This window comes from Streptomyces sp. NPDC002588 (assembly GCF_040295925.1).
In the GTDB taxonomy this organism is placed as follows: Bacteria; Actinomycetota; Actinomycetes; order Streptomycetales; family Streptomycetaceae; genus Streptomyces.
In genome coordinates this window covers 139,756-164,638 of the sequence record NZ_JBEOWF010000004.1, presented here as the reverse complement: position 1 = coordinate 164,638, position 24,883 = coordinate 139,756, and the positions used below count along the sequence as shown (strand labels likewise).

22 protein-coding genes are annotated in these 24,883 nt (G+C 70.3%); 17 read left to right on the top strand and 5 right to left on the bottom strand.

Annotated elements, in window-relative coordinates; all coding sequences use genetic code 11:
• Window positions 1-153: 153 nt before the first annotated feature.
• From ABT057_RS06655 to mutM, 8 genes are all read left to right on the top strand, one after another.
• Window positions 154-3,384 carry a helicase-related protein gene (locus ABT057_RS06655; protein ID WP_352341360.1) on the top strand — a complete coding sequence of 1,077 codons (3,231 nt, stop codon included), beginning with the start codon at window positions 154-156 and terminating at the stop codon, window positions 3,382-3,384.
• Window positions 3,385-3,705: 321 nt separating this feature from the next.
• Entirely contained in the window at window positions 3,706-4,290 is a 585-nt protein-coding gene (gene rsmD / locus ABT057_RS06650) for a 16S rRNA (guanine(966)-N(2))-methyltransferase RsmD (RefSeq protein ID WP_352341359.1), read from the top strand.
• Between the two features lie 26 nt (window positions 4,291-4,316).
• A complete protein-coding gene (gene coaD / locus ABT057_RS06645; RefSeq protein WP_352341461.1) occupies window positions 4,317-4,796 on the top strand; it encodes a pantetheine-phosphate adenylyltransferase in 480 nt (159 codons plus the stop codon).
• 69 nt (window positions 4,797-4,865) lie between these two features.
• Window positions 4,866-5,942 carry a F0F1 ATP synthase subunit B gene (locus ABT057_RS06640; RefSeq protein ID WP_352341358.1) on the top strand — a complete coding sequence of 359 codons (1,077 nt, stop codon included), beginning with the start codon at window positions 4,866-4,868 and terminating at the stop codon, window positions 5,940-5,942.
• Between the two features lie 149 nt (window positions 5,943-6,091).
• Window positions 6,092-6,745 (top strand): YceD family protein, encoded by a 654-nt coding sequence (locus ABT057_RS06635; protein ID WP_352341357.1) that lies wholly within the window; start codon window positions 6,092-6,094, stop codon window positions 6,743-6,745.
• Between the two features lie 2 nt (window positions 6,746-6,747).
• The gene (gene rpmF / locus ABT057_RS06630) at window positions 6,748-6,921 is read left to right on the top strand and encodes a 50S ribosomal protein L32 (RefSeq protein ID WP_003951102.1); all 174 of its coding nucleotides are present in this window, start codon (window positions 6,748-6,750) and stop codon (window positions 6,919-6,921) included.
• A gap of 19 nt (window positions 6,922-6,940) precedes the next feature.
• On the top strand, window positions 6,941-7,771 hold the full coding sequence (gene rnc, locus ABT057_RS06625; protein ID WP_502973798.1) for a ribonuclease III: 831 nt from the start codon (window positions 6,941-6,943) through the stop codon (window positions 7,769-7,771).
• A gap of 73 nt (window positions 7,772-7,844) precedes the next feature.
• Window positions 7,845-8,705, top strand: coding sequence for a bifunctional DNA-formamidopyrimidine glycosylase/DNA-(apurinic or apyrimidinic site) lyase (gene mutM / locus ABT057_RS06620; protein WP_352341460.1), 861 nt, complete (start codon window positions 7,845-7,847; stop codon window positions 8,703-8,705).
• Here mutM and ABT057_RS06615 read toward each other — a convergent pair.
• Window positions 8,678-9,070, bottom strand: coding sequence for a winged helix-turn-helix transcriptional regulator (locus tag ABT057_RS06615; protein WP_352341355.1), 393 nt, complete (start codon window positions 9,068-9,070; stop codon window positions 8,678-8,680). The genes mutM and ABT057_RS06615 overlap by 28 nt on opposite strands.
• A gap of 56 nt (window positions 9,071-9,126) precedes the next feature.
• Here ABT057_RS06615 and ABT057_RS06610 point away from each other — a divergent pair, with 56 nt between their 5' ends.
• Entirely contained in the window at window positions 9,127-9,579 is a 453-nt protein-coding gene (locus ABT057_RS06610) for a flavodoxin family protein (RefSeq protein WP_352341354.1), read from the top strand.
• Between the two features lie 28 nt (window positions 9,580-9,607).
• Here ABT057_RS06610 and ABT057_RS06605 read toward each other — a convergent pair whose 3' ends face one another.
• Window positions 9,608-10,792, bottom strand: coding sequence for a CAP domain-containing protein (locus ABT057_RS06605; protein ID WP_352341459.1), 1,185 nt, complete (start codon window positions 10,790-10,792; stop codon window positions 9,608-9,610).
• Window positions 10,793-10,987: 195 nt separating this feature from the next.
• On the opposite strand from ABT057_RS06605, the gene ABT057_RS06600 reads away from it, so the two are divergent.
• The 4 genes from ABT057_RS06600 to ABT057_RS06585 all read left to right on the top strand — a co-directional run bounded on the left by ABT057_RS06600 (window position 10,988) and on the right by ABT057_RS06585 (window position 17,310).
• A complete protein-coding gene (locus ABT057_RS06600) occupies window positions 10,988-11,269 on the top strand; it encodes an acylphosphatase (protein WP_352341353.1) in 282 nt (93 codons plus the stop codon).
• Window positions 11,270-11,648: 379 nt separating this feature from the next.
• Entirely contained in the window at window positions 11,649-11,852 is a 204-nt protein-coding gene (locus ABT057_RS06595) for a hypothetical protein (RefSeq protein ID WP_352341352.1), read from the top strand.
• A gap of 276 nt (window positions 11,853-12,128) precedes the next feature.
• The gene (smc, locus tag ABT057_RS06590) at window positions 12,129-15,737 is read left to right on the top strand and encodes a chromosome segregation protein SMC (RefSeq protein WP_352341351.1); all 3,609 of its coding nucleotides are present in this window, start codon (window positions 12,129-12,131) and stop codon (window positions 15,735-15,737) included.
• Between the two features lie 154 nt (window positions 15,738-15,891).
• Window positions 15,892-17,310, top strand: a complete 1,419-nt coding sequence (locus tag ABT057_RS06585; protein WP_352341350.1) for a sugar porter family MFS transporter — start codon at window positions 15,892-15,894, stop codon at window positions 17,308-17,310.
• Window positions 17,311-17,441: 131 nt separating this feature from the next.
• Here the strand turns inward: ABT057_RS06585 and ABT057_RS06580 are convergent, their stop codons facing one another.
• Window positions 17,442-17,795: a hypothetical protein gene (locus ABT057_RS06580; RefSeq protein ID WP_352341349.1), complete on the bottom strand. Its 354-nt coding sequence runs from the start codon at window positions 17,793-17,795 to the stop codon at window positions 17,442-17,444.
• A 61-nt stretch (window positions 17,796-17,856) separates the two neighbouring features.
• The gene (locus tag ABT057_RS06575) at window positions 17,857-18,828 is read right to left on the bottom strand and encodes an LLM class flavin-dependent oxidoreductase (protein WP_352341348.1); all 972 of its coding nucleotides are present in this window, start codon (window positions 18,826-18,828) and stop codon (window positions 17,857-17,859) included.
• Window positions 18,829-18,984: 156 nt separating this feature from the next.
• Here ABT057_RS06575 and ftsY point away from each other — a divergent pair, with 156 nt between their 5' ends.
• A complete protein-coding gene (gene ftsY / locus ABT057_RS06570) occupies window positions 18,985-20,190 on the top strand; it encodes a signal recognition particle-docking protein FtsY (RefSeq protein ID WP_352341347.1) in 1,206 nt (401 codons plus the stop codon).
• Window positions 20,191-20,286: 96 nt separating this feature from the next.
• On the opposite strand, the gene ABT057_RS06565 is transcribed toward ftsY, so the two are convergent.
• Entirely contained in the window at window positions 20,287-20,943 is a 657-nt protein-coding gene (locus ABT057_RS06565) for a bifunctional DNA primase/polymerase (RefSeq protein ID WP_352341346.1), read from the bottom strand.
• A 447-nt stretch (window positions 20,944-21,390) separates the two neighbouring features.
• Between ABT057_RS06565 and nsdA the strand changes: the two genes are divergently transcribed.
• From nsdA to ABT057_RS06550, 3 genes are all read left to right on the top strand, one after another.
• Window positions 21,391-22,875 carry a transcriptional repressor NsdA gene (gene nsdA / locus ABT057_RS06560; protein ID WP_352341345.1) on the top strand — a complete coding sequence of 495 codons (1,485 nt, stop codon included), beginning with the start codon at window positions 21,391-21,393 and terminating at the stop codon, window positions 22,873-22,875.
• A gap of 340 nt (window positions 22,876-23,215) precedes the next feature.
• Window positions 23,216-24,547 carry an ammonium transporter gene (locus ABT057_RS06555; protein WP_352341344.1) on the top strand — a complete coding sequence of 444 codons (1,332 nt, stop codon included), beginning with the start codon at window positions 23,216-23,218 and terminating at the stop codon, window positions 24,545-24,547.
• Window positions 24,544-24,882, top strand: a complete 339-nt coding sequence (locus ABT057_RS06550; protein ID WP_003997576.1) for a P-II family nitrogen regulator — start codon at window positions 24,544-24,546, stop codon at window positions 24,880-24,882. The genes ABT057_RS06555 and ABT057_RS06550 overlap by 4 nt, the downstream gene beginning before the upstream one ends.
• Window position 24,883 lies beyond the last annotated feature (1 nt).

Here is a 24,883-nt window from a genome sequence, read left to right as displayed (position 1 = left end):
GAGGTGGGGAGGAGCGCGGCGCGGGGTCGGGCGGTCCCGGTGGGGCGGTGACCGCGGATGATGGCCGGAGGCGCGCCATCCTAGAGCTCGAGCGAGTCGCCTGACCAGGTCTTTCAGGACACGTATACGGCAATGTCAGTGACGTGGTGTGCAATGGATCTCGTGCCCGCACTCGAGGAACCACTGAAAAAGGTGCTCGGCCCACCGACCGCGAAGGTGATGGCCGAGCATCTCGGCCTGCACACCGTCGGCGACCTCCTGCACCACTACCCCCGCAGATACGAGGAGCGGGGCCAGCTCACCCACCTGGCCGACCTCCCCATGGACGAGCACGTCACGGTGGTCGCCATGGTCGCCGACGCCCGTCTGCACTCCTTCGCCTCCGCCAAGGCCCCCCGCGGCAAGGGCCAGCGGCTGGAAGTCACCATCACCGACGGCAGCGGCCGCCTCCAGCTCGTCTTCTTCGGCCACGGCGTCCACAAACCCCACAAGGAACTCCTGCCGGGCACACGCGCGATGTTCGCGGGCAAGGTCTCCGTCTTCAACCGCCGCCTGCAACTGGCCCATCCGGCGTACGAACTGCTGCGCGGCGAGGGGGACGACGCCGAGGAAGCCGTGGAGACCTGGGCGGGCGCCCTGATCCCGATCTACCCGGCCACCGCCAAACTGGAGTCCTGGAAGATCGGCAAGGCGATCCAGACGGTCCTGCCCAGCGCCCGGGAAGCCGTCGACCCGCTCCCCGCGGGCCTGCGCGAGGGCCGCGCCCTCGTCCCGCTCCCCGAGGCACTCCTCAAGATCCACCGCCCGCACACCAAGGCGGACATCGCCGACGCCCGCACCCGCCTCAAGTGGGACGAGGCCTTCGTCCTCCAGGTCGCCCTGGCCCGCCGCCGCCACGCGGACGCCCAGCTCCCGGCGGTCCCCCGCAGACCGTCCCCCGACGGCCTTCTCGCCTCCTTCGACGACCGTCTGCCGTTCACCCTCACCGAGGGCCAGCGGAAGGTCTCCAAGGAGATCTTCGACGACCTGGCCACCGACCATCCGATGCACCGCCTCCTCCAGGGCGAGGTCGGATCCGGCAAAGCTCAGCCTCTTGATTCGCTGGTGCTCACCCCTGTCGGTTTTCGTCGCATGGGGGACTTGAGGGTCGGGGACGAGATCGTCGTGCCGGACGGGGACATCGCGTTGATCGATGGTGTCTACCCGCAAGGAGAGCGAGAGGTCTGGCGCCTGATCCTGTCCGATGGGAGCTCCGTCGAGTGCGACGACGAGCATCTCTGGATCGTTGGTACGAGCTGTGGATGGCACCGAGGCCAAGCTCCCAAGGCCATGACGACTCGGGAGATCCGGCTGGATGCCTTCAAAGCCAACGGATCTTCGAAGTGGTACCTCCCGACAGCTGCCCCGGTTGATCTTGGAGATGACTCGGGGTTGCCCCTCGATCCGTACCTGTTCGGTCTCCTCCTGGGGGACGGATCATTCCGGCACAACCTACGTCTGGCGACTGTGGACGATGAGATCCGCGACGCTGTGGCGGCAGCAGTGGCGCCCGACTGCCGTCTGGTTCCCGTGACGGGATCCCGTTGCGACTACACGATCCAGCTGACACGCCGGGTGGGTGGTGCGCGCAATCCTGTGATTCAAACTCTGCGTGATCTGAACCTGTGGGGCATGACGTCGCATGGGAAGTTCGTTCCCGACGAGTTCAAGAACACTTCGATCAAGAACCGTCTCGCGCTGCTGCAAGGTCTTCTGGACACCGATGGCACCGTCGGCAAGGACGGCCTGAGCATTTCGCTCTGTTCAGCCTCGCGGAGGCTCGCTGAAGACGTTGCATGGCTTGTCCGCTCGCTGAGTGGTCGCGCACGAGTCCTTCCGAAGAAGGCCGCCTTCAACGTCTCGGTGGCTCTGCCGGACGACTACGCACCCTTCAGGCTCACCCGCAAAGCCGAGCGGGTGCGTTCGCGCCCCAAGTCCAACACCTTCCGGCGGGGAATCCGTGCGGTGGAACACGTGGGGCGAAAGCCCGTCCAGTGCATCAGCGTCGCCCACCCGAGCCATGCCTACGTCACCGACAACTTCACCGTCACACACAACACGATGGTCGCCCTCCGAGCCATGCTCGCCACCGTCGACGCGGGCGGGCAGGCCGCCATGCTCGCGCCCACCGAAGTGCTCGCCCAGCAGCACCACCGTTCCGTCGTCGAGATGATGGGTGACCTGGCCGAGGGCGGGATGCTGGGCGGGACCGAGCACGCCACCAAGGTGGTCCTGCTGACCGGCTCCATGGGTGCCGCCGCGCGCCGTCAGGCACTGCTCGACCTGGTCACCGGAGAGGCCGGAATCGTCATCGGCACGCACGCGTTGATCGAGGACAAGGTGCAGTTCCACGACCTCGGACTCGTCGTCGTCGACGAGCAGCACCGCTTCGGCGTCGAACAGCGCGACGCCCTGCGCGGCAAGGGCAGACAGCCCCCGCACCTCCTCGTCATGACCGCCACCCCCATCCCGCGCACGGTCGCCATGACGGTCTTCGGCGACCTGGAGACCTCGGTCCTCGACCAGCTCCCCGCCGGCCGCTCACCCATCGCCAGCCATGTCGTCCCGGCCGCCGACAAACCCCACTTCCTGGCCCGCGCCTGGGAGCGGGTCCGCGAGGAGGTGGGGAACGGCCATCAGGCGTACGTCGTCTGCCCGCGCATCGGTGACGAGGACGACGACCCGAAGAAGGCCGGCAAGAAGAAGTCCGCGGAGGACGAGGCGGAGAAGCGCCCCCCGCTCGCCGTCCTCGACATCGCCGACCAGCTGAGCCGCGGCCCGCTCCAGGGCCTCGGGGTCGAGGTGCTGCACGGCCGTATGCATCCGGACGACAAGGACGCGGTCATGCGCCGCTTCGCCGCCGGTGAGACCGCCGTCCTGGTCGCGACGACCGTCATCGAGGTCGGCGTCAACGTGCCGAACGCCACCGCGATGGTGATCATGGATGCCGACCGCTTCGGCGTGTCCCAGCTCCACCAGCTGCGCGGCCGAGTCGGCCGGGGCTCCGCCCCCGGCCTCTGCCTCCTGGTCACCGAGATGCCCGAGGCAAGCCCCGCCCGCCAACGTCTCAACGCCGTCGCCTCCACCCTCGACGGCTTCGAACTGTCCCGCATCGACCTGGAACAACGCCGAGAGGGCGACGTCCTCGGCCAGGCCCAGTCGGGCGCCCGTACCTCCCTGCGGGTCCTCGCGGTGATAGAGGACGAGGAGGTCATCGCCCAGGCCCGGGAGGAGGCGATGACGGTGGTGACGGCGGATCCGGAGCTGACCGGGTACCCGGGCCTGCGCACGGCTCTCGACGCCCTGCTGGACGAGGAGAGGGAGCAGTACTTGGACAAGGGCTAGTGCCGCGGCAGGCAACGTTCGCCCCGTCGCGACGCCCGGCACGCTCCCCCACTCTCGACTTCGCTCGAGCGGGAGGGGCCCCCACCGGCGCACCGGGCACAAGCCCAAGTACGTCCAGTACGAGGGCTTGCACCCGGCACGCCGGGAGCACGCGCCGGACGCCGCTCCTTGACGGGCAAACGTTGCCTGCCGCGGCACTAGGTGTATTGATCATGAGCGGCGCGGGGCTGCGTCGATGTGCGGCTGCCGCCGCGCGGGGGAGCGGCCACGACGCACCTGCTGCCACACTGAATCCGTAGCCACCCCGACCAAGGACCGAAGATGACCCGCGTAATCGCCGGCGCAGCCGGCGGACGCCGCCTGGCCGTCCCGCCAGGAACCGGCACCCGCCCCACCTCCGACCGCGCGCGCGAAGGTCTCTTCTCCACCTGGCAGTCCCTCCTCGGCGGCCCTCTCGACGGCGAACGAGTCCTCGACCTCTACGCCGGATCAGGCGCCGTGGGCCTCGAGGCCCTCTCCCGCGGCGCGAGCCACACCCTCCTGGTCGAGGCCGACGCCCGCGCGGCCCGCGTCATCCGGGAGAACGTGCGCAACCTCGGTCTCCCCGGCGCCGAGGTCCGCGCGGGCAAGGCCCGCCAGGTGATCCAGACGCCGCCGGCCACGCCGTACGAACTCGCCTTCCTCGACCCGCCCTACGCCGTCTCGGACGACGATCTTCGGGAGATTCTGCTCACACTCCGCTCGGAGGGCTGGCTCGCGGCCGATGCGCTCGTCACCGTGGAGCGCAGTACCAGAGGCGGGGAGTTCGGCTGGCCGGACGGTTTCGAAGGGCTACGCGCCCGTCGCTACGGCGAGGGAACGTTTTGGTACGGTCGCGCCGCCTCTACGTGCGAAGACGCACGATGACCGGACCGGAGAGCGAGGGACCACAAGTGCGCCGTGCCGTCTGTCCCGGGTCGTTCGACCCGATCACCAACGGACACCTCGACATCATTTCCCGCGCCTCCCGTCTGTACGACGAGGTCTATGTCGCGGTGATGATCAACAAGTCCAAGAAGGGCCTGTTCGAGATCGACGAGCGGATCGACCTGATCCGCCAGGTCACCGCGGAGTACGGCAACGTGAGGGTCGAGGCGTTCCACGGCCTCCTCGTCGACTTCTGCAAGCAGCGCGACATCCCCGCCATCGTCAAGGGCCTGCGCGCGGTCAGCGACTTCGACTACGAGCTGCAGATGGCCCAGATGAACAACGGGCTGTCCGGCGTCGAGACGCTCTTCGTGCCCACCAACCCCACCTACAGCTTCCTGTCCTCCTCCCTGGTCAAGGAAGTGGCGACCTGGGGCGGAGACGTCTCCCACCTGGTTCCGCCGATCGTTCTGGCGGCGCTCAACAAGCGTCTGCGGGGGGACTGATGGGGGACTGATGGGGCTACAGTCGTCCCGTCCGTCTCCAACACAGCTGTAGAGAGTGGCGAGCAACCGGTGGACGTACAGAAGAAGCTCGACGAGATCGTCACCGCGGTCTCCAGTGCCCGGTCGATGCCCATGTCGGCTTCGTGCGTGGTCAACCGCGCCGAGCTGCTCGCCCTGCTGGAAGAGGTGCGCGCGGCCCTGCCCGACTCCCTCGCCCAGGCCGAGGAGCTGATCGGCGGCCGCGAGCAGATGGTCGAGCAGGCCCGCCAGGAGGCCGAGCGGATCATCTCCACCGCGCACGCCGAGCGCGGCTCCCTGATCTCCGACACCGAGATCGCCCGCCGCTCCCAGGCCGAGGCCGACCGCATCCTGGCCGAGGCCCGCAAGGAGGCGGAGGACGTCCGCGCCGAGGCCGACGACTACGTCGACTCCAAGCTCGCCAACTTCGAGGTCGTCCTCACCAAGACCCTCGGCTCCGTCGGCCGGGGCCGCGAGAAGCTGCTCGGCACCGGGCCCGGCCTGGACGAGCAGGGGTACGAGGACGAGGACGCCCCCGAGCGCAGCCACGACCCCGAGACCCTGCGCAAGGACGCCGACGCCTACGTCGACACCAAGCTCGGCGCCTTCGAGGCCGTCCTCGCCAAGACGCTGGAGGCCGTCGGCAAGGGCCGGCAGAAGCTGCACGGCCGGATCGCCACCGACGACCTCGGCTCGCTGGCCGCCGACACCACGACTTTCCAGCACTCCTCCGACGCCGACTACCTCGCCGACCTGGCCGCCCTCGCCGAGCAGGACACGGCCGCCGCCGGGCAGCAGACCGCCCAGAGCCCGTACGAGCAGCCGCAGGAGGCCTACGCCTACCAACAGCAGCCGGCGGACCCGTACGGCGGCTACGGCGACCAGCAGCAGGCCTACGGCCAGCACGCGGACCCCTACGGTTATCCGCAGCAGGCCGACCCCTATGCGTACCAGGGCTACGACACCCACCAGGCCGCCTACGACCCGAACCAGGTGCCCCAGCAGCCCCAGCAGCCCCAGCACCAGGAACCCCAGGCGGGCTACGCCCTCGACGAGACCAGTCTCTTCGACACCGGGATGATCAGCGCCGAACAACTGCGCGCCTACGAACAGGGCCGCGGGCTCTAGAACCCCCCGGATTGGGCTGTGGGCGAAAGCTCCAGTATCCTGGCTCTTCGGTCGCGTGTGCGCTTCGCGGACTTCGCATACGCCCGCGATCACCGCTGCCCGGAACACCACGGGGCGGCGACCCCCGAGCTCAGAGATCGAAAGCAGGAATGGCCCTGAACGCCCGCCTCGACCACCGCAACCCTCTCGTGTTCGACACACACGAGCTGGGGCGGCGTCCTGGCGCGCTGCAGCGCCTGACCCGCGAGATCGACGCCCCCCGGGACCTCGGTATCCAGGGAGTGATCGGAGTGCCGGAAGGCGCCCCGGTCGAGCTCGAACTCCGCCTCGAGTCGGTCATGGAGGGGGTGCTCGTCACAGGCACCGCCCGTGCACGGGCCGAGGGGGAGTGCGTAAGGTGTCTGGAGCCGCTCGAGCTCGAACTCGAAGCGGACTTCCAGGAGATGTTCTCGTACCCTGACGCCGATGACCGGGGCCGCGTGAAGGCGGAACCGGCCGACGACGCCGAGGAAGACGAGGACAGGCTCTTTCTCGAGGACGGCCTGTTCGACCTCGAGCCCGTGCTGCGGGATGCGGTGGTGCTCGCACTGCCGATGCAGCCGGTGTGCCAGGACGACTGCCCCGGCCTGTGCTCCCAGTGCGGAGCCCGGCTCGCGGACGACCCGGACCACCACCACGACGCCGTCGACATCCGTTGGGCGGCACTGCAGGGACTCGCCGGTTCACCTGAAGACGGCGAGAAGGACGAGATGAGCGGCGACGCGCCTCGATCAGCACGCGTCGACGAGAAGCAGGAGAAGTAGCCGTGGCTGTTCCGAAGCGGAAGATGTCGCGCAGCAACACGCGCCACCGCCGGTCGCAGTGGAAGGCTGCGGTCCCCACCCTGGTTGCGTGCGAGCGCTGCCACGAGCCCAAGCAGCAGCACATCGCGTGCCCGTCTTGCGGCACCTACAACAAGCGCCAGGTCCTCGAGGTCTGAGCGGCTGGTGAGAGGCTCCATGTCTGACGCCAAGGCGGACTCGACCGCCAAGAAAAAGGCGGACAACACGGCCTCGTCCCACACGCTTCTGGAAGGGCGGCTCGGCTACCAGCTCGAGTCCGCCCTTCTGGTGCGTGCGCTGACCCACCGTTCCTACGCATACGAGAACGGCGGTCTGCCGACGAACGAGCGGCTGGAGTTCCTCGGGGACTCCGTGCTCGGCCTCGTCGTCACGGACACGCTGTACCGCACCCACCCCGACCTGCCCGAAGGCCAACTGGCCAAGCTGCGGGCCGCGGTGGTCAACTCGCGTGCGCTGGCGGAGGTCGGCCGCGGCCTCGACCTGGGCTCCTTCATCCGGCTCGGCCGGGGTGAAGAGGGCACGGGCGGCCGGGACAAGGCGTCCATCCTCGCCGACACCCTTGAAGCGGTGATCGGTGCGGTCTATCTCGACCAGGGCCTCGAAGCGGCCTCCGAACTGGTGCACCGCCTGTTCGACCCGCTGATCGAGAAGTCCTCGAACCTCGGTGCCGGCCTGGACTGGAAGACCAGCCTCCAGGAACTCACCGCGACCGAAGGGCTCGGTGTACCCGAGTACCTGGTCACGGAGACCGGCCCCGACCACGAGAAGACCTTCACTGCTGCCGCCCGCGTCGGAGGCGTCTCGTACGGCACCGGCACCGGCCGCAGCAAGAAGGAGGCGGAGCAACAGGCCGCCGAGTCCGCGTGGCGCGCGATCCGCGCCGCCGCGGACGAGCGCGCCAAGGCGGCGCAGGCGGCGCAGGCGGTCCAGGCCGCCGCGGCCACCGAAGCCGCCGCCGGCGCGGACTCCGAGTCCGCCTCCGCCTGACCAGAACACCAGTGCGCCGCCCGCTCCCCGGACCTGTCCGAGGGAGCGGGCGGTGCGTGTCCCGGGGGTCGTCATGCCCGAGTTGCCCGAGGTCGAGGTCGTCCGGCGCGGTCTGGAGCGGTGGGTCGCCCACCGCACGGTCGCGGACGCCGAGGTGCTGCACCCGCGTGCCGTACGCCGTCACCTCGCCGGTGCCGACGACTTCGCGCACCGACTCAAGGGCCGTCGCGTCGGCACGCCGAGCCGTCGCGGCAAGTACCTCTGGCTGCCGCTGGAGGACACCGGCCAGGCGATCCTGGCCCACCTCGGGATGAGCGGCCAGCTGCTGGTCCAGCCGCAGGGCTCACCCGACGAGAAGCACCTGCGCGTGCGCGTGCGCTTCGCCGACGCGCTCGCCACCGAACTCCGCTTCGTCGACCAGCGCACCTTCGGCGGCCTGTCGCTGCACGACACGACACCGGACGGACTGCCCGACGTCATCGGACACATCGCCCGCGACCCCCTCGACCCCCTGTTCGACGACGAGGCCTTCCACCAGGCACTGCGCCGCAAGCGGACCACCGTCAAGCGGGCCCTGCTCGACCAGTCGCTGATCAGCGGAGTCGGGAACATCTACGCGGACGAGGCGCTGTGGCGCTCCCGCCTGCACTACGACCGGCCGACCGCCACCTTCACCCGGCCCCGCACCCTCGAACTCCTCGGCCATGTCCGGGACGTCATGAACGCGGCCCTCGCCGTCGGCGGCACCAGCTTCGACAGCCTGTACGTCAACGTCAACGGCGAGTCGGGCTACTTCGACCGCTCCCTCGACGCGTACGGCCGCGAGGGGCTGCCCTGCAAGCGGTGCGGCACGCCGATGAGCCGGCGCCCCTGGATGAACCGGTCCAGCTACTTCTGCCCGAGGTGTCAGAACGCGCCGCGGGTCTCGTCGTAGCGCTCGCGGGCGGCCAGGACCTCGTCCATGCGGCCCTCCACGCAGTGGATGAGGGACAGCAGTCGCTCGGCGACCTCGCGGCCGAGCGGGGTCAGTTCGTAGTCCACGCGCGGCGGGTTGGTCGGCTGCGCCTCGCGGTGCACCAGTCCGTCACGTTCCAGCGCGTGCAGGGTCTGGGACAGCATCTTCTCGCTCACCCCGTCGACCCGGCGGCGCAGCTCGTTGAACCGCAGCGAGCCCTCGTACAGCGCGCCGAGCGTGAGTCCGCCCCAGCGGCCCGTGACGTGCTCCAGCGTGCCGCGGGAGGGGCAGGCCTTGGCGAACACGCTGTACGGGAGGTCCTGGTCCTCCTGGGTCGTCGTCATAGCTGAAGCGTACTCGACAGCAGCGCTAACCAACAGGTTGCACTATCTAAAAGTTAGTGCAGGCTCGCCACACCGTCGTCCTGGCCGAGGCGGTCCGCGCCGGTGCCGTCGACGCCGGTGCCGAGGTGCACCTGATCAAGGTCGACGAGATCACCGAGGACCAGTGGGCCCTCCTCGACGGTTCCGACGCGATCGTGTTCGGCTCGCCGACCTACATGGGCACCGCGTCCGGCGCCTTTCACGCCTTCGCGGAGGCGACCTCGGCGCGCTGGGCGACCCAGGCATGGAAGGACAAGCCGGCGGCCGGCTTCACGAACTCCGGCTCCAAGAGCGGCGACAAGCTGCACACCCTGCAGTTCTTCCAGATCCTGGCCGCGCAGCTCGGTATGCATGTCGACGAGGGTGCGGAGGCCGTCCACAAGGCCGACGCGGCGACGGCCGAGCACCTGGGCCGGCGGGTCGCCGAGACCGCGCGGGTCTTCCTGGCCGGCCGGGCCCAGGCTGCTTGATCGTTTCTGCGGGATCTTCCGGGGACGCTCAGTACCCGAAGTCCTGCGTCCACCAGGGTCCGCCGGACCCGAAGTGGACACCGACGCCCAGCGTCTTGAAGTCGCAGTTCAGTATGTTCGCCTTGTGGCCGGGGCTGTTCATCCAGGCCTCCATGACCGCGGCCGCGTCGGCCTGGCCGCGGGCTATGTTCTCGCCGCCGAGGTCGGATATCCCGGCCTTCGCGGCCCGGTCCCACGGCGTCAGCCCGTCCGGGTCGGTGTGGTCGAAGAAGCCCCGGGCGGCCATGTCGTCGCTGAACTTCTCGGCCAGGTCGGACAGCGCGCTGTTCGCGGCCAGGGCACTGCAGCCGACCTTGGCCCGCTCCTCGTTGACGAGCTTGAGCACCTCGGCAGCCGCCTGCGTCTCGGCCGAGACGGTCACCGCGGACTCGGAACTCTGCGGGGCCTTGGTGGCCGTCTTCCCGGACTTGGACGGCGTCGTCTCGGGCTTCTCCGACGGCGTGACCTCGGGCTTCTTGGTGGCCGTCCGGCTCGGCGAGGCGGTGGAGGCCGAGGGCGCGGGCGAGGACGAAGCGGAGCCCGACGCGGAGTCCGAGGCCGAGGGGGAGACGGTACGGCCTGCGTCGCGGCTGGTCGACGTACCGGCGCGGCCCGAGTCGGCGGAGCCGGAGGCGCCGCCCTGCTCGGAGGCGGAGTTGGTCGGGCTGTCGGCGGCCTGCACGTTGTCGCCGCTGTTGCTGCCGCCGCCGAGCTTGTAGTTCTCCAGTCCGGGCACCACACCGGTGGCCACCGCGACCGTGCCGAGCGCGACGGCGGCGGACACCCCGAGCAGACCGGCCTTGACCGGCGTCGCGGCCTTCCTCTTGCGACGGCGGCCGCCCCGGCCGGAACCCGGTCGCAGGGCACCGCCGTCGGGGGTGAAGCCGTCGGCGGGGAACATCGCGCCGTCGCCGTGGGCGTACGGGGCGTCGTCGGCGGAGTACCGGTCGTCGCCGTACCCCTGGCCTGTCGCGTACAGGTACTCCCGGCTTCTCGCGACGGTGTCGGCGTAGGCCTCCGGGTGCAGGTACGGCGCGATGCCGATCGTGTCCGGGCCGTCCGGGTACGAGTCCCGCTGGTCTTGGCTGTCCGTGTACGAGCCGTGCGTCTGTGTGACCCCCGTGGCGCGGCCCGTGGCGGCGCGGCCGGCGGCGGAGCGTCGGTGGCGTCCCATGTCCTTGCCTTCCTCGTCCATGCGGCTTCCCAACGGTCGACCCGAGCTCTGGGGCTGCGCCCCTCGTGCTCCCTCTGATCAACCCGCCTCACTCGATCGAGTGAGTTTCATATGAGAATCATTGGGTGGGGACGGTACCGCATGGCGCCCGGGGAGGAAGTGCCCCGAGGGACATTGCCCGGTTAGGTTGCACCCATGAGCGAGGATGTACGGCTGGTCGCCTGGGTGCGCGGAGACGTCCAGGGAGTGGGATTCCGCTGGTTCACGCGTGCCAAGGCGCTGGAGATCGGCGGCCTGAGTGGTTTTGCTCTCAATTTGGCCGACGGCCGGGTGCAAGTGGTCGCGGAGGGAACCCGGGAGGGCTGTCAGGGCCTGCTGGGCTGGCTCATGGGTGACGACACGCCCGGGCGCGTGGACGGAGTCACAGAGATATGGGACACACCGCGCGGCGGCTACGACGGCTTCGCGATCCGTTGACGACCACTCGCGAAGAGCCCCCGGACAAGCGGAGGGGCATGCCACCGGCACCTGCCCTCAGCAGGAATGAGCAGGTGGTTGCCAAGAATCGCTTGCGTTGGCATGCTCCGCACGCAAGGATGATCGCCACGCCCCGAGGGCCCCGCAGGAGGCGCAGCGCCGCCGTTTCGGCCGCGCGCGAGCGGGCTGCCCGCCAATACGGGGCGTGATCGTGTTGACCGTCAAACTTTTTGGTGAGACGCTGAAAGCACCCCGCGCACCTAGCTGTTTGGCATGGATGAACAGCAGCACGAACAAGATCATGTCAGGCACCGCGGGTGCGAATCCCTCACGACCCACACCGCTTCGGTCGGTCACTCAGTGTGGAGGACCATCCATCATGGCAAAGGCGCTTCTCGGTTACGTCGGCGGCTCCGACCCGCGACTCCTCGCCGAGATGCGACGGCTCCAGCAGCGCGTCCAGGATCTGGAATCCGAGCTCGTACGGATCCAGGCCGAGAACGACGCTCTCACGGCTGCCGCTTCTCACGACAGGTTCATGGAGAGCATCGACGCACACCAGGCGGAGCCTGCGCTCACCTGATCGCTGCACCGCTCCACGACAGCAGACGCAGCGGTTGGGCGACTCAGAAGTCAACCGCGTCGGACCGCTAAGTTGTCAGAGTTTGCAAGGGACGCTTCGGCGTCCCTTCTTTCTTTGCTTCCCCCGCGCCGCTCGCTTCCCCCGCTCCGCCGCCCGACCTCGCCCGCCCTTCCACACTTCTTAACGTGTGGTGTGCCCTGTGCGTTCATGGGCGAAACCGCGGGGTCGTCGGCCGTTCATCGTCTGTGACATCCCCGGAAGGTAGAGTCCAGCGCCGTGCACCTCAAGGCCCTGACCCTCCGAGGGTTCAAGTCGTTCGCCTCAGCGACCACACTCCGGTTCGAACCGGGTATCACGTGTGTCGTCGGGCCCAACGGTTCGGGCAAGTCGAATGTCGTGGACGCGCTCAGCTGGGTCATGGGCGAGCAGGGCGCGAAGTCGCTGCGCGGCGGAAAGATGGAGGACGTCATCTTCGCCGGCACCACCGGCCGCCCGCCGCTGGGCCGCGCCGAGGTGTCCCTGACCATCGACAACTCGGACGGGGCCCTGCCCATCGAGTACGCCGAGGTCACCATCACGCGGATCATGTTCCGCAACGGCGGCAGCGAGTACCAGATCAACGGCGACACCTGCCGGCTCCTCGACATCCAGGACCTCCTCTCCGACTCCGGCATCGGCCGCGAGATGCACGTCATCGTCGGGCAGGGCCAGCTCGACTCCGTCCTGCACGCCGACCCGATGGGCCGCCGCGCCTTCATCGAAGAGGCCGCGGGTGTGCTGAAGCACCGCAAGCGCAAGGAGAAGGCGCTGCGCAAGCTGGACGCGATGCAGGCCAACCTCGCGCGCGTGCAGGACCTCACGGACGAACTGCGGCGCCAGCTCAAGCCACTGGGCAGGCAGGCCGCGGTGGCGCGCAGGGCGGCCGTCATCCAGGCCGACCTGCGCGACGCCCGCCTCCGCCTCCTCGCCGACGATCTCGTACGACTCCGTGAGGCGCTCCAGGCCGAGGTGGCCGACGAGGCCGCGCTCAAGGAACGCAAGGAGGCCGCCGAGCAGGACCTGCGCAAGGCCCTCCAGCGCGAAACGCTCCTGGAGGACGAGGTCCGCCGGCTCACCCCGCGCCTCCAGCGCGCCCAGCAGACCTGGTACGAGCTCTCCCAGCTCGCCGAACGGGTCCGCGGCACCGTCTCGCTCGCCGACGCCCGGGTGAAGAGCGCCACCTCCGCGCCTCCCGAGGAGCGGCGCGGCCGCGACCCCGAGGACATGGAGCGCGAAGCCGCCCGGATCCGGGAGCAGGAGGCCGAACTGGAGGCCGCGTTGGAAGCGGCCCAGCACGCCCTCGACGACACCGTCGCCCACCGCGCCGACCTGGAACGCGAACTCGCCGTGGAGGAACGGCGGCTGAAGGACGCCGCCCGGGCCATCGCCGACCGTCGAGAGGGCCTCGCCCGGCTGAACGGCCAGGTCAACGCGGCCCGCTCGCGCGCCGCCTCCGCCCAGGCCGAGATCGACCGCCTGGCCACGGCGAGGGACGAGGCACAGGAGCGGGCGGTCGTGGCACAGGAGGAGTACGAGGCGCTCAAGGCGGAGGTCGACGGCCTCGACGCGGGCGACGCGGAGCTGGCCGAGCAGCACGACGCGGCGAAACGGCGGCTGGCCGAGGCGGAGACGGCCCTGACGGCGGCCCGGGACGCGGCCACCGCGGCCGAACGCCGGCGCGCCGCGACGCAGGCCCGCCACGAAACGCTGGCGCTGGGCCTCAGACGCAAGGACGGGACGGGGGCGCTGCTCGGGGCGAAGGACCGCATCACCGGTCTGCTGGGCCCGGCGGCCGAACTGCTCACGGTGACACCCGGCTACGAGGTGCCGCTCGCGGCCGCCCTCGGCGCCGCCGCCGACGCGATCGCCGTGACGACCCCGGCCTCCGCCGCCGACGCGCTCCGCCTGCTGCGCAAGCAGGACGCGGGACGGGCGGCACTCCTCCTCGCCGGGGCACCGGACGCGCCCCGAAGCGGCGCGGGGCAGGGGCCGACCGAGGCCCCGCCGCGGGGAGCGACCGGCCACGACGCACTCTCGGAGGGCGGGCGGCGCCTGGCCGCAGACCTCGTCCGCGGCCCCGACGACCTCATGCCCGCCGTCCGCCGCCTCCTGAGCGGCATCGTCGTCGTCGACACCCTGGAGGGCGCCGAGGAACTGGTCCACCGGCACCCGGAACTGACCGCCGTCACCGCCGAAGGCGACCTCCTGGGAGCCCACTTCGCCCACGGCGGCTCCGCCGGCGCGCCCAGCCTCCTCGAAGTCCAGGCCTCCGTGGACGAGGCCGCCGGCGAACTGGAAGAGCTGGCGGTTCGCTGCGAGGAGCTGACCGAGGCGCAGCGGGCGGCCCAGGAAGCCCGCAAGGCGTGCACCGCGCTCGTCGAGGAGCTGGGGGAGCGGCGCCGGGCCGGCGACCGGGAGAAGTCGGCCGTGGCCCAGCAGCTCGGGCGGCTCGCGGGTCAGGCGCGTGGTGCCGCCGGCGAGGCCGAGCGGTCCACGGCGGCGGCGGCGCGGGCACAGGAAGCGCTCGACAGGGCCGTGGAGGAGGCCGAGGAGCTGGCCGAACGGCTGGCCGTCGCCGAGGAGATGCCGGCCGAGGAGGAGCCCGACACGTCCGTGCGGGACCGGCTCGCCGCCGACGGGGCGAACGCGCGGCAGACCGAGATGGAGGCGCGGCTCCAGGTCCGTACGCACGAGGAACGGGTCAAGGGTCTGGCCGGCCGGGCCGATGCGCTGGACCGGGCCGCGCGGGCGGAACGTGAGGCACGCGCGCGTGCGGAGCAGCGGCGGGCCCGGCTGCGGCACGAGGCGGCCGTCGCCGAGGCCGTCGCCTCCGGCGCGCGGCAGCTGCTCGCACACGTCGAGGTGTCCCTCGGGCGGGCCGAGGCGGAACGCGCCGCCGCCGAGGCCGCCAAGGCACGGCGCGAACAGGAGCTGGCCGCCGCCCGCACCTCCGGGCGTGACCTCAAGGCCGAACTGGACAAGCTGACGGACTCGGTGCACCGGGGCGAGGTGCTCGGCGCCGAGAAGCGGATGCGGATCGAGCAGCTGGAGACCAAGGCGCTGGAGGAGCTGGGGGTGGAGCCCGCCGGGCTCGTCTCCGAGTACGGCCCCCACCAGCTGGTGCCGCCCTCGCTGCCCGCCGAGGGTGAGGTGCTGCCGGAGGACCCCGAGCATCCGCGCAACCAGCCCGTGCCGTTCCGGCGCGCCGAGCAGGAGAAGCGGCTGAAGGCTGCCGAGCGCGCATACCAGCAGCTCGGCAAGGTGAACCCGCTCGCGCTGGAGGAGTTCGCCGCGCTGGAGGAGCGCCACAAGTTCCTCAGCGAGCAGCTGGAGGACCTGAAGAAGACCCGTGCCGACCTCCTTCAGGTGGTGAAGGAGGTCGACGAGCGGGTCGAGCAGGTCTTCACCGAGGCGTTCCGGGACACGGCCCGGGAGTTCGAAGGCGTGTTCAGCCGGCTCTTCCCGGGCGGGGAGGGGCGGCTCATCCTGACCGACCCCGACAACATGCTCACGACGGGCGTGGACGTGGAGGCCCGGCCGCCGGGGAAGAAGGTCAAGCGGCTCAGTCTGCTCTCCGGCGGTGAGCGGTCGCTGACGGCCGTCGCCATGCTGGTGTCGATCTTCAAGGCCCGGCCCAGCCCGTTCTACGTCATGGACGAGGTCGAGGCCGCCCTCGACGACACCAACCTGCAGCGGCTGATCCGCATCATGCAGGAGCTGCAGGAGTCGTCGCAGCTGATCGTGATCACCCACCAGAAGCGGACCATGGAGGTCGCCGACGCGCTCTACGGCGTGTCCATGCAGGGCGACGGCGTCTCCAAGGTGATCAGCCAGCGGTTGCGCTAGCCGTCTTCACATCTTCAACTCTTGAACACACTCTCCTTACTCGTGCCTGGTTTCTCACATCACTCTGCCTGGTGATTTCGAAACTTGAAGGCATAAGGTCTTCAACGTTGTTCTTGCCTTCAGGCAGCGTTGCCGGTGGCCTTAGGAGTTGAACGTGACCAGCACAGCGCAGGCACACAAGTCAGGAGCCGGGACGGCTCACCCCGATCACCTCGGGCACGTCATCTTCATCGCGGCGGCCGCGGCGATGGGCGGTTTCCTCTTCGGCTACGACAGCTCCGTGATCAACGGCGCCGTCGAGGCCATCCGGGACCGCTACGACATCGGCTCCGCGGCCCTCGCCCAGGTCATCGCCATCGCCCTGATCGGCTGCGCGATCGGCGCCGCGACCGCGGGCCGGATCGCCGACCGCATCGGCCGCATCCGGGTCATGCAGATCGCCGCCGCGCTGTTCACGGTCAGCGCCGTGGGTTCGGCCCTGCCGTTCTCCCTGTGGGACTTCGCCCTCTGGCGCGTCGTCGGCGGCTTCGCCATCGGCATGGCCTCGGTCATCGGCCCCGCCTACATCGCCGAGGTCGCCCCGCCCGCCTACCGCGGCCGCCTCGGCTCCTTCCAGCAGGCCGCGATCGTCATCGGCATCGCGATCTCGCAGCTGGTCAACTGGGGTCTGCTCAACGCCGCCGGCGGTGACCAGCGCGGCAGCCTGATGGGTCTGGAGGCCTGGCAGGTCATGCTCGGCGTCATGGTCGTCCCGGCCGTGCTCTACGGACTGCTCTCCTTCGCCATACCCGAGTCCCCGCGCTTCCTGATCTCCGCCGGCAGGCGCGAGCGCGCCCGCGAGATCCTCGCCGAGGTCGAGGGCGACAGCGCCGACCTGGACGCCCGGGTCACCCAGATCGAGCACGCCATGAACAGCGAGCACAAGTCCACCTTCAAGGACCTGCTCGGCGGCGGCTTCCTCTTCAGGCCGATCGTCTGGGTCGGCATCGGCCTCTCGGTCTTCCAGCAGTTCGTCGGCATCAATGTCGCGTTCTACTACTCCTCGACCCTGTGGCAGTCGGTCGGCGTCGACCCGACGGAGTCGTTCTTCTACTCCTTCACCACCTCGATCATCAACATCGTCGGCACCGTGATCGCGATGATCTTCGTGGACCGCGTCGGCCGCCGCCCGCTCGCCATCATCGGCTCGGCCGGCATGGTGGTCGGTCTCGCCCTGGAGGCCTGGGCGTTCTCCTTCGACCTCGTCGACGGCAAGCTGCCGGCCGCGCAGGGCTGGACCGCCCTGATCGCCGCACACGTCTTCGTCCTCTTCTTCGCCCTGTCCTGGGGCGTGGTCGTCTGGGTCATGCTCGGCGAGATGTTCCCGAACAGGATCCGCGCCGCCGCCCTGGGCGTGGCCGCCTCCGCGCAGTGGATCGCCAACTGGGCCATCACCGCGAGCTTCCCGTCGCTGGCCGACTGGAACCTCTCGATCACCTACGTGATCTACACGGTCTTCGCCGCGCTCTCGATCCCGTTCGTCCTGAAGTACGTCAAGGAGACGAAGGGCAAGGCGCTGGAGGAGATGGGCTGACGGCCGCCGCGAGAACCCGCCCCCACGAGCCCGGGGAGAAGGGCCCAGACCCCGCTGCCCCTCTCCCCGCACCTGTCGCCGCCCCCGGCCCGGCCACCCCGGACCGGGGGCGGCGGCGTCCTGTGCGCCGGTCACCAGATGACGACGCCGGCCCCGAGGTCCCGGGCGCGCAGAGCGGTCGCCTCGATATTGTCCAGCCGGAGCTCGATCCCGCTCTCGTGCTCGACGAGTTCCCGGGGGCGCCGGGTGGTGGCGGCGATCAGCTCGAGGTTCGCCCGCAGCAGCGCGACCTCGTCCAGGAGGTCCGCCACCTCGTCCGCCTCGACGTACAGGTCGCTCTCGGCCAGCACGGGCAGGAACCGGGCGCCCAGCGAGCGCACCGCCTCGGAGCCCCATACCGTTTCCCGCCATACCTCGAACCCGGCGGAGTCGTTGCAGCCCTCCGGGACGTCGAGGACCTGCCACTGCCCGTTCGCGTCACGCACGAACACATCCACGCACAGACTCACGGGCCCAGTGGACCACCGCATCGGCACACCGCACAGCTCAATTCCCCAACGCCGGCAGCACCTCCTCCACGAACAGCCGCAGGCTCCGCCATCCCTCCTCCACCGGCATTCCGCCCGCGAGCGGATGCAGGACGAGATTGTCGAGACCCTGAGCCACACACTCCTCGGGCGTCAGGATCCGGTACACGCCCTCGTCGCGGAGCTCCCCGACCGTCGCCGCCCCCGACCGCACCGCCGAGCGGATGTCACCGGACTGCCAGGAGGCGTACGTCCGCGCCTCGTGCAGGAAGTGCTCGCCGTACCGCTCCCACGCCCGGTCCGGGTCCTCGGCGATGTGCAGCAGCGGCGTCTCGGCGCCCGGCATCAGCGTCCACCCCTCCGTGCCGTACTCGACCAGCCGCTCCTTGTAGTACGCCTCCAGCTCCGGCAGATGCGCGCTGGGGAAGAACGGCAGCCCCAGCCGGGCGGCCCGGCGGGCGGCGGCCTTCGACGAGCCGCCCACCAGCAGCAGGGGGTGCGGAGCGGTCCCCGGCCGCGGGGTGACCCGTACCGTGCGCCCCTGGTACTCGAACTCCTCGCCGGTCCACGCCTTCAGCACGGTCTCCAGCAAGGCGTCCTGAAGCCGGCCCCGGCGCTTCCAGTCCACGCCGGCCCGGGCGTACTCCTCGGGCCGGTACCCGATCCCCGCGACCGTCACCAGCCGGCCGCCGCTCAGCAGATCCAGCACGGCGATGTCCTCGGCCAGCCGCAGCGGGTCGTACAGCGGGCCGATCACCGCGGAGACGGTGACCGCCAGCCGCCGGGTCGCCCCCAGCACCGCGCCCGCGAAGACGAACGGCGACGGCAGCCAGTTGTTCTCGACCCCGTGATGCTCCTCGGTCTGCACGGTGGTCACTCCGTGCTCGTCGGCGTAGGCGGCCATCTCCAGCGCGGCCCGGTAGCGGGCGCCCAGCTCGGCGGGGGAGGCGCCGGGCGCGACGAGGTTGAAACGGACGACGGTGACGGGCATGGGACCCCCTTCGGCGGATGTGGGGGGACCGTAGCTGACGTTCCGTCAGGTAACCAGGGGTGTGAGGTGCGGACCACCGGGCCTGCGCCTCTGCGGAACACACCCGCCCCGGGGAGCCGGGCCACCGCGCGGGGCGGGATGGATACTGGTCGAGTTATGGAAACCGTCATCCTTGCTGTAGTCATCGCCGTGGTCGTGCTCGCGGTGCTCGGCGGGCTCGTCGTCGGCAGCCGGCGCAAGAAGCCGCTGCCCCCGCCGCCCCCCGCCGCGCCCGACATCACCGCGCCTCCGGCCGAGCCGCACGTCGGCGACGAGGCCGAGACGCCGCGCGACGAACCGCGCCGCACGATCGAGGAGGTGGACCTTCCCGACGGCGGCCAGACCGGCGTCGCCGTCGAGGAGCCGCCTGTCGTCGAGGCTCCGGAGATCGAGGTCCCCGAGCCCACCGCGGGGCGTCTCGTACGCCTGCGCGCCCGTCTGTCCCGCTCCCAGAACGCCCTCGGCAAGGGGCTGCTCACGCTGCTCTCGCGCGAGCACCTCGACGACGACACCTGGGAGGAGATCGAGGACACCCTGCTCACCGCCGACGTCGGTGTGATGCCCACCCAGGAGCTGGTCGAGCGGCTGCGCGAACGGGTCAAGGTGCTCGGCACCCGCACCCCCGCGGAGCTGCGCACCCTGCTGCGCGAGGAGCTGCTGAAGCTGGTCGGCACCGAGGCCGACCGCGCGGTGCGGACCGAGCCCGAGGGCCGCAAGCCCGGGATCGTGATGGTCGTCGGCGTCAACGGCACGGGCAAGACCACCACCACCGGCAAGCTCGCGCGCGTGCTCGTGGCCGACGGCCGGACCGTCGTGCTCGGCGCCGCCGACACCTTCCGGGCCGCCGCCGCCGACCAGCTGCAGACCTGGGGCGAGCGGGTCGGCGCCCACACCGTGCGCGGTCCGGAGGCCGGCGACCCCGCCTCCGTCGCCTTCGACGCGGTGAAGGAGGGCAAGGAGATGGGGGTCGACGTCGTCCTCATCGACACCGCCGGGCGGCTGCACACCAAGACCGGGCTCATGGACGAACTCGGCAAGGTCAAGCGGGTCGTGGAGAAGCACGCCCCGCTCGACGAGGTGCTGCTCGTCCTCGACGCGACGACCGGGCAGAACGGGCTGGTCCAGGCCCGGGTCTTCGCCGAGGTCGTCGACATCACCGGCATCGTGCTCACCAAGCTCGACGGCACCGCCAAGGGCGGCATCGTCGTCGCGGTCCAGCGGGAGCTGGGCGTCCCGGTCAAGCTCGTCGGGCTCGGCGAGGGCGCGGACGACCTGGCGCCGTTCGAGCCGGAGGCGTTCGTGGACGCCCTTATCGGGGAATGAGACCCGACACCAGGACTGGTATGCACGCGGAAGCGCCCGTCCCCGGACCACCGGGAGCGGGCGCTTCGCCGTACACGAAGGCCTAGTAGGGCCGCCCTAGGCGCGCGACCGGTGCGCCACGTATGCCAGGGTTCCCAGCAGCAGCCGTGCCTCGGGGGGCCGGGTCGCCGAGTCCAGGGCCGGGGGGCGCAGCCAGTGCACCGGGCCGAGGCCGCCGCGGTCGGAGGGCGGCGCGGTGATGTACGTACCCGGACCGAGGCCGCGCAGGTCGAGCGCGGCCGGGTCGTCCCAGCCCATGCGGTAGAGCAGGCCGGTCAGCTCGGCGGCGGCGCCGGGGGCGACGAAGAACTGGGTGCGGCCCTCGGGGGTGGCGGTGACCGGGCCGAGCGGGAGGCCCATGCGCTCCAGCCGGACCAGGGCACGGCGGCCGGCGGGTCCGGCCACCTCGATCACGTCGAACGCCCGGCCGACGGGCAGCAGCACCGCGGCGCCCGGGAACTCCGCCCAGGTCCGCGTCACGTCGTCGAGCGTCGCGCCGGCCGGCACGCGGGCGGCGAACTCCAGCGGGTGCGCGCCGGGTTCACGGCAGGTGCCGCGGCCGCAGGAGCAGACGCCGGCCGCGGCCCGGGCGCCGGGAACGACGTCCCAGCCCCACAGACCCGTGAACTCGGCGACGGCGGTGCACTCGGACGAGCGACCGCGCCTGCGCGCGCCGGAGCGGATCTCGCGAATGCCGCCGATCGTGAAGCCCATGCCCCCTCCAACGGGTTCGACGCGCCGGTGGTTACGTAACGGACGCATGTCGTAACTCTGCGTGCTTGCGCCGTCCGTCGGCCGCCCCTTCCGGGCGGCGTTCGGAAGCGCGCCGGGTGGTGTGTTCGACTGTGCGCGCCCCTGAGTGCTCCGCTCCGCTCACTTCCGGCCGCGCTGTGTCAAGTGAATCGCGTACCGGCCATCGCGAGTTCATTCGAAGGGGTGGCGAATGGTGGCGTTTCCGGGATCGCCGTGGCTGGACGCGTGATCGTGGGATTACGTTGAGTGTGCGGATCCCGGAGGCACATGCCGGATCGGGTATGCCGGAGGCAAGTCGACTCTCTGTTCGAAGGGTGGCAACTACCGGACGAGGAGCCGTATTTACCGGCATTCTGATAAGGCTTGGCGCACTAGGTGACAAGTGGTCCAAGGGATGGGGGCGTTCCAGTGAGCGGCAACGGCGGTGGCGGGAACAACGCTGCGAGCGGGGACAAGCGCCCGAACGAGCTGCTCACTTCGTGGTTCGTGCGCAGCGGCTGGTCCAAGGGCGAGCTCGCCCGCCAAGTCAACCGCCGGGCCCGCCAGTTGGGCGCCAACCACATCTCCACGGACACCTCGCGGGTGCGCCGCTGGCTGGACGGCGAGAACCCCCGCGAGCCCATCCCCAGGATCCTGTCGGAGCTGTTCTCCGAGCGGTTCGGCTGCGTGGTCTCCGTCGAGGACCTCGGTCTGCGCGCCGCGCGCCAGGCACCCTCCGCGACCGGAGTCGACCTGCCGTGGACGGGCCCGCAGACGGTGGCCCAGCTCAGCGAGTTCTCGCGCAGTGACCTGATGCTGGCGCGGCGCGGCTTCCTCGGGACCTCGCTGGCCCTGTCGGCGGGCCCGACCCTGATCGAGCCCATGCAGCGCTGGCTGGTCCCCTCGCCGCCCGCTCCGCTCCGCGAGCCGGAGTCCGTCCCCACCACCCGGGCCCGCGGCCGCCTGTCCAGGCCCGAGCTCGACCTCCTGGAGTCCACCACCGTGATGTTCCGGCAGTGGGACGCCCAGTGCGGCGGCGGACTGCGCCGCAAGGCCGTGGTCGGCCAGCTCCACGAGGTGACGGACCTCCTCCAGGAGCCCCAGCCCGAGGCCACCTCGAAGAAACTGTTCAAGGTCGCCGCCGAGCTGGCGGAGCTCGCCGGCTGGATGTCGTACGACGTGGGGCTCCAGCCGACCGCCCAGAAGTACTTCGTCCTCGCCCTGCACGCCGCCAAGGAGGCCGGTGACCGGCCGCTCGGCTCGTACGTCCTCTCCAGCATGAGCCGCCAGATGATCCACCTCGGGCGGCCCGACGACGCTCTGGAGCTGATCCACCTCGCTCAGTACGGCAGCCGGGACTGCGCGAGCCCGCGCACCCAGTCCATGCTGTATGCGATGGAGGCCCGCGCCTACGCCAACATGGGTCAGCCCGGGAAGTGCAAGCGGGCCGTCCGGATGGCCGAGGACACCTTCGCCGACGCCGACGAATGGGACGAGCCCGACCCCGACTGGATCCGCTTCTTCTCCGAGGCCGAGCTGTACGGCGAGAACAGCCACTCCTTCCGTGATCTCGCCTATGTCGCCGGCCGCAGCCCCACCTACGCCTCGCTCGCCGAGCCCCTGATGCGGAAGGCCGTCCGGCTGTTCTCGGACGACGGCGACCATCAGCGGTCGTACGTGCTCAACCTGATCGGCATGGCCACCGTCCACCTGCTGCAGCGGGAGCCCGGGCAGAGTGCCGTCCTGGCCACACAGGCGATGAAGGAGGCGAAGAAGGTGCGCTCCGAGCGCGTCAACACTCGTATCCGAAAGACGGTCGACAGCGCCGTACGCGACTTCGGGGATCTCTCCGAGGTCGTGGACCTGACGGAGCGGCTCACGATCGAGCTGCCGGAGACCGCCGAGGCCGTCTGACCCACCGCCCGGCAGAGCAAAACCCTTGAACCCCGGCCGCGGCCGGCCTTCCCGAAGTGCCCGACTCGGCTCCCCCATGCCAGGTCATCGGAAGGCCGTCCGCGGCCGGTTTTGCTTCCCCCGGTGAAGGTTGCGCCACGATAACGATCCACTCGAAGAACATCAGTCAGTTCACCCAGGCGTAACGCAGAAGGCGCCTTCGTCACGGCGGCGAAACAACGAGGGGCTTCCACCGAAACCGCGCTGCGTCAATCTCATGGCGCATAACCGGCCCACCCCTCACCACCCCCGCCTCTGGCTTCGCCCGCACGGGGCCGTACCTATCGACGAGGAGACGCCGATGGCACCAGCCATCACGCTTGCCGCAGACAAGCTGTCTGCCGCCAACACAGGCTTCATGCTCATCTGTTCCGCCCTGGTGCTGATCATGACCCCGGGCCTCGCCTTCTTCTACGGAGGCATGGTCCGCGTCAAGAGCACCCTCAACATGCTGATGATGAGCTTCATCAGCATGGGCATCGTGACCATCCTGTGGGTGCTCTACGGCTTCTCCATGGCGTTCGGCACGGACCACGGCTCGCTCATCGGCTGGGAGTCCGACTTCGTCGGATGGACCGGTATCGACAAGGCCGACATCTGGTCCGGGTACACGATCCCGGTCTTCGTCTTCGCCGTCTTCCAGATGATGTTCGCGATCATCACGCCCGCCCTGATCAGCGGTGCGATCGCCGACCGGGTGAAGTTCACCGCCTGGTCGATCTTCCTCGTGCTGTGGGCGACGCTCGTGTACTTCCCGGTCGCCCACTGGGTCTGGGGCACCGGCGGCTGGGCCTTCGAGCTCGGCGTGATCGACTTCGCCGGTGGTACGGCCGTCCACATCAACGCGGGTGCCGCGGCACTCGGCGTGATCCTGGTCATCGGCAAGCGCGTCGGCTTCAAGAAGGACCCGATGCGCCCGCACAGCCTCCCGCTGGTCATGCTCGGCGCCGGTCTGCTGTGGTTCGGCTGGTTCGGCTTCAACGCCGGCTCGTGGCTCGGCAACGACGACGGCGTCGGCCCGCTGATGTTCGTCAACACGCAGATCGCCACCGCCGCCGCCATGATCGCCTGGCTCGCCTACGAGAAGATCCGCCACGGCGCGTTCACCACGCTGGGCGCCGCCTCCGGTGCGGTCGCCGGTCTGGTCGCCATCACCCCGTCGGGTGGCGCGGTCTCCCCGATGGGCGCCATCGCGGTCGGCGTCATCGCCGGTGTCGCCTGTGCCGCGGCCGTCGGCCTGAAGTACAAGTTCGGCTACGACGACTCGCTGGACGTCGTCGGTGTCCACATGGTCGGCGGTGTCGTCGGCTCCCTGCTGATCGGCCTCTTCGCCAGCGGCAAGGGCCAGTCCGACGTCGAGGGCCTCTTCTACGGCGGCGGCATGGACCAGTTCTGGAAGCAGTGCGCCGGCGTCTTCGCCGTCCTCGGCTACTCCCTGGTCGTCTCCGCGGTCCTCGCCTTCCTCCTCGACAAGACCATCGGTATGCGGGTCAGTGAGGACGAGGAGGTCTCCGGCATCGACCAGGCCGAGCACGCCGAGACCGCGTACGACTTCAGCGGCGCCGGTGGTGGTGCCGCCCGCAGCGCCGTGCCCGCCGGTGTCGGTGCCGACAGCAAGAAGGTGGACGCATGAAGCTCATCACCGCCGTCGTCAAGCCCCACCGGCTCGACGAGATCAAGGAGGCCCTGCAGGCCTTCGGCGTCCACGGTCTGACGGTCACCGAGGCGAGCGGCTACGGTCGTCAGCGGGGACACACCGAGGTCTACCGCGGTGCCGAGTACACCGTGGACCTCGTCCCCAAGATCCGCATCGAGGTGCTGGCCGAGGACGACGACGCCGAGCAGCTGATCGACGTCATCGTCAAGGCGGCCCGCACCGGCAAGATCGGTGACGGCAAGGTCTGGTCCCTCCCGGTCGAGACGGCCGTACGGGTCCGCACCGGCGAGCGCGGCCCGGACGCGCTCTGAC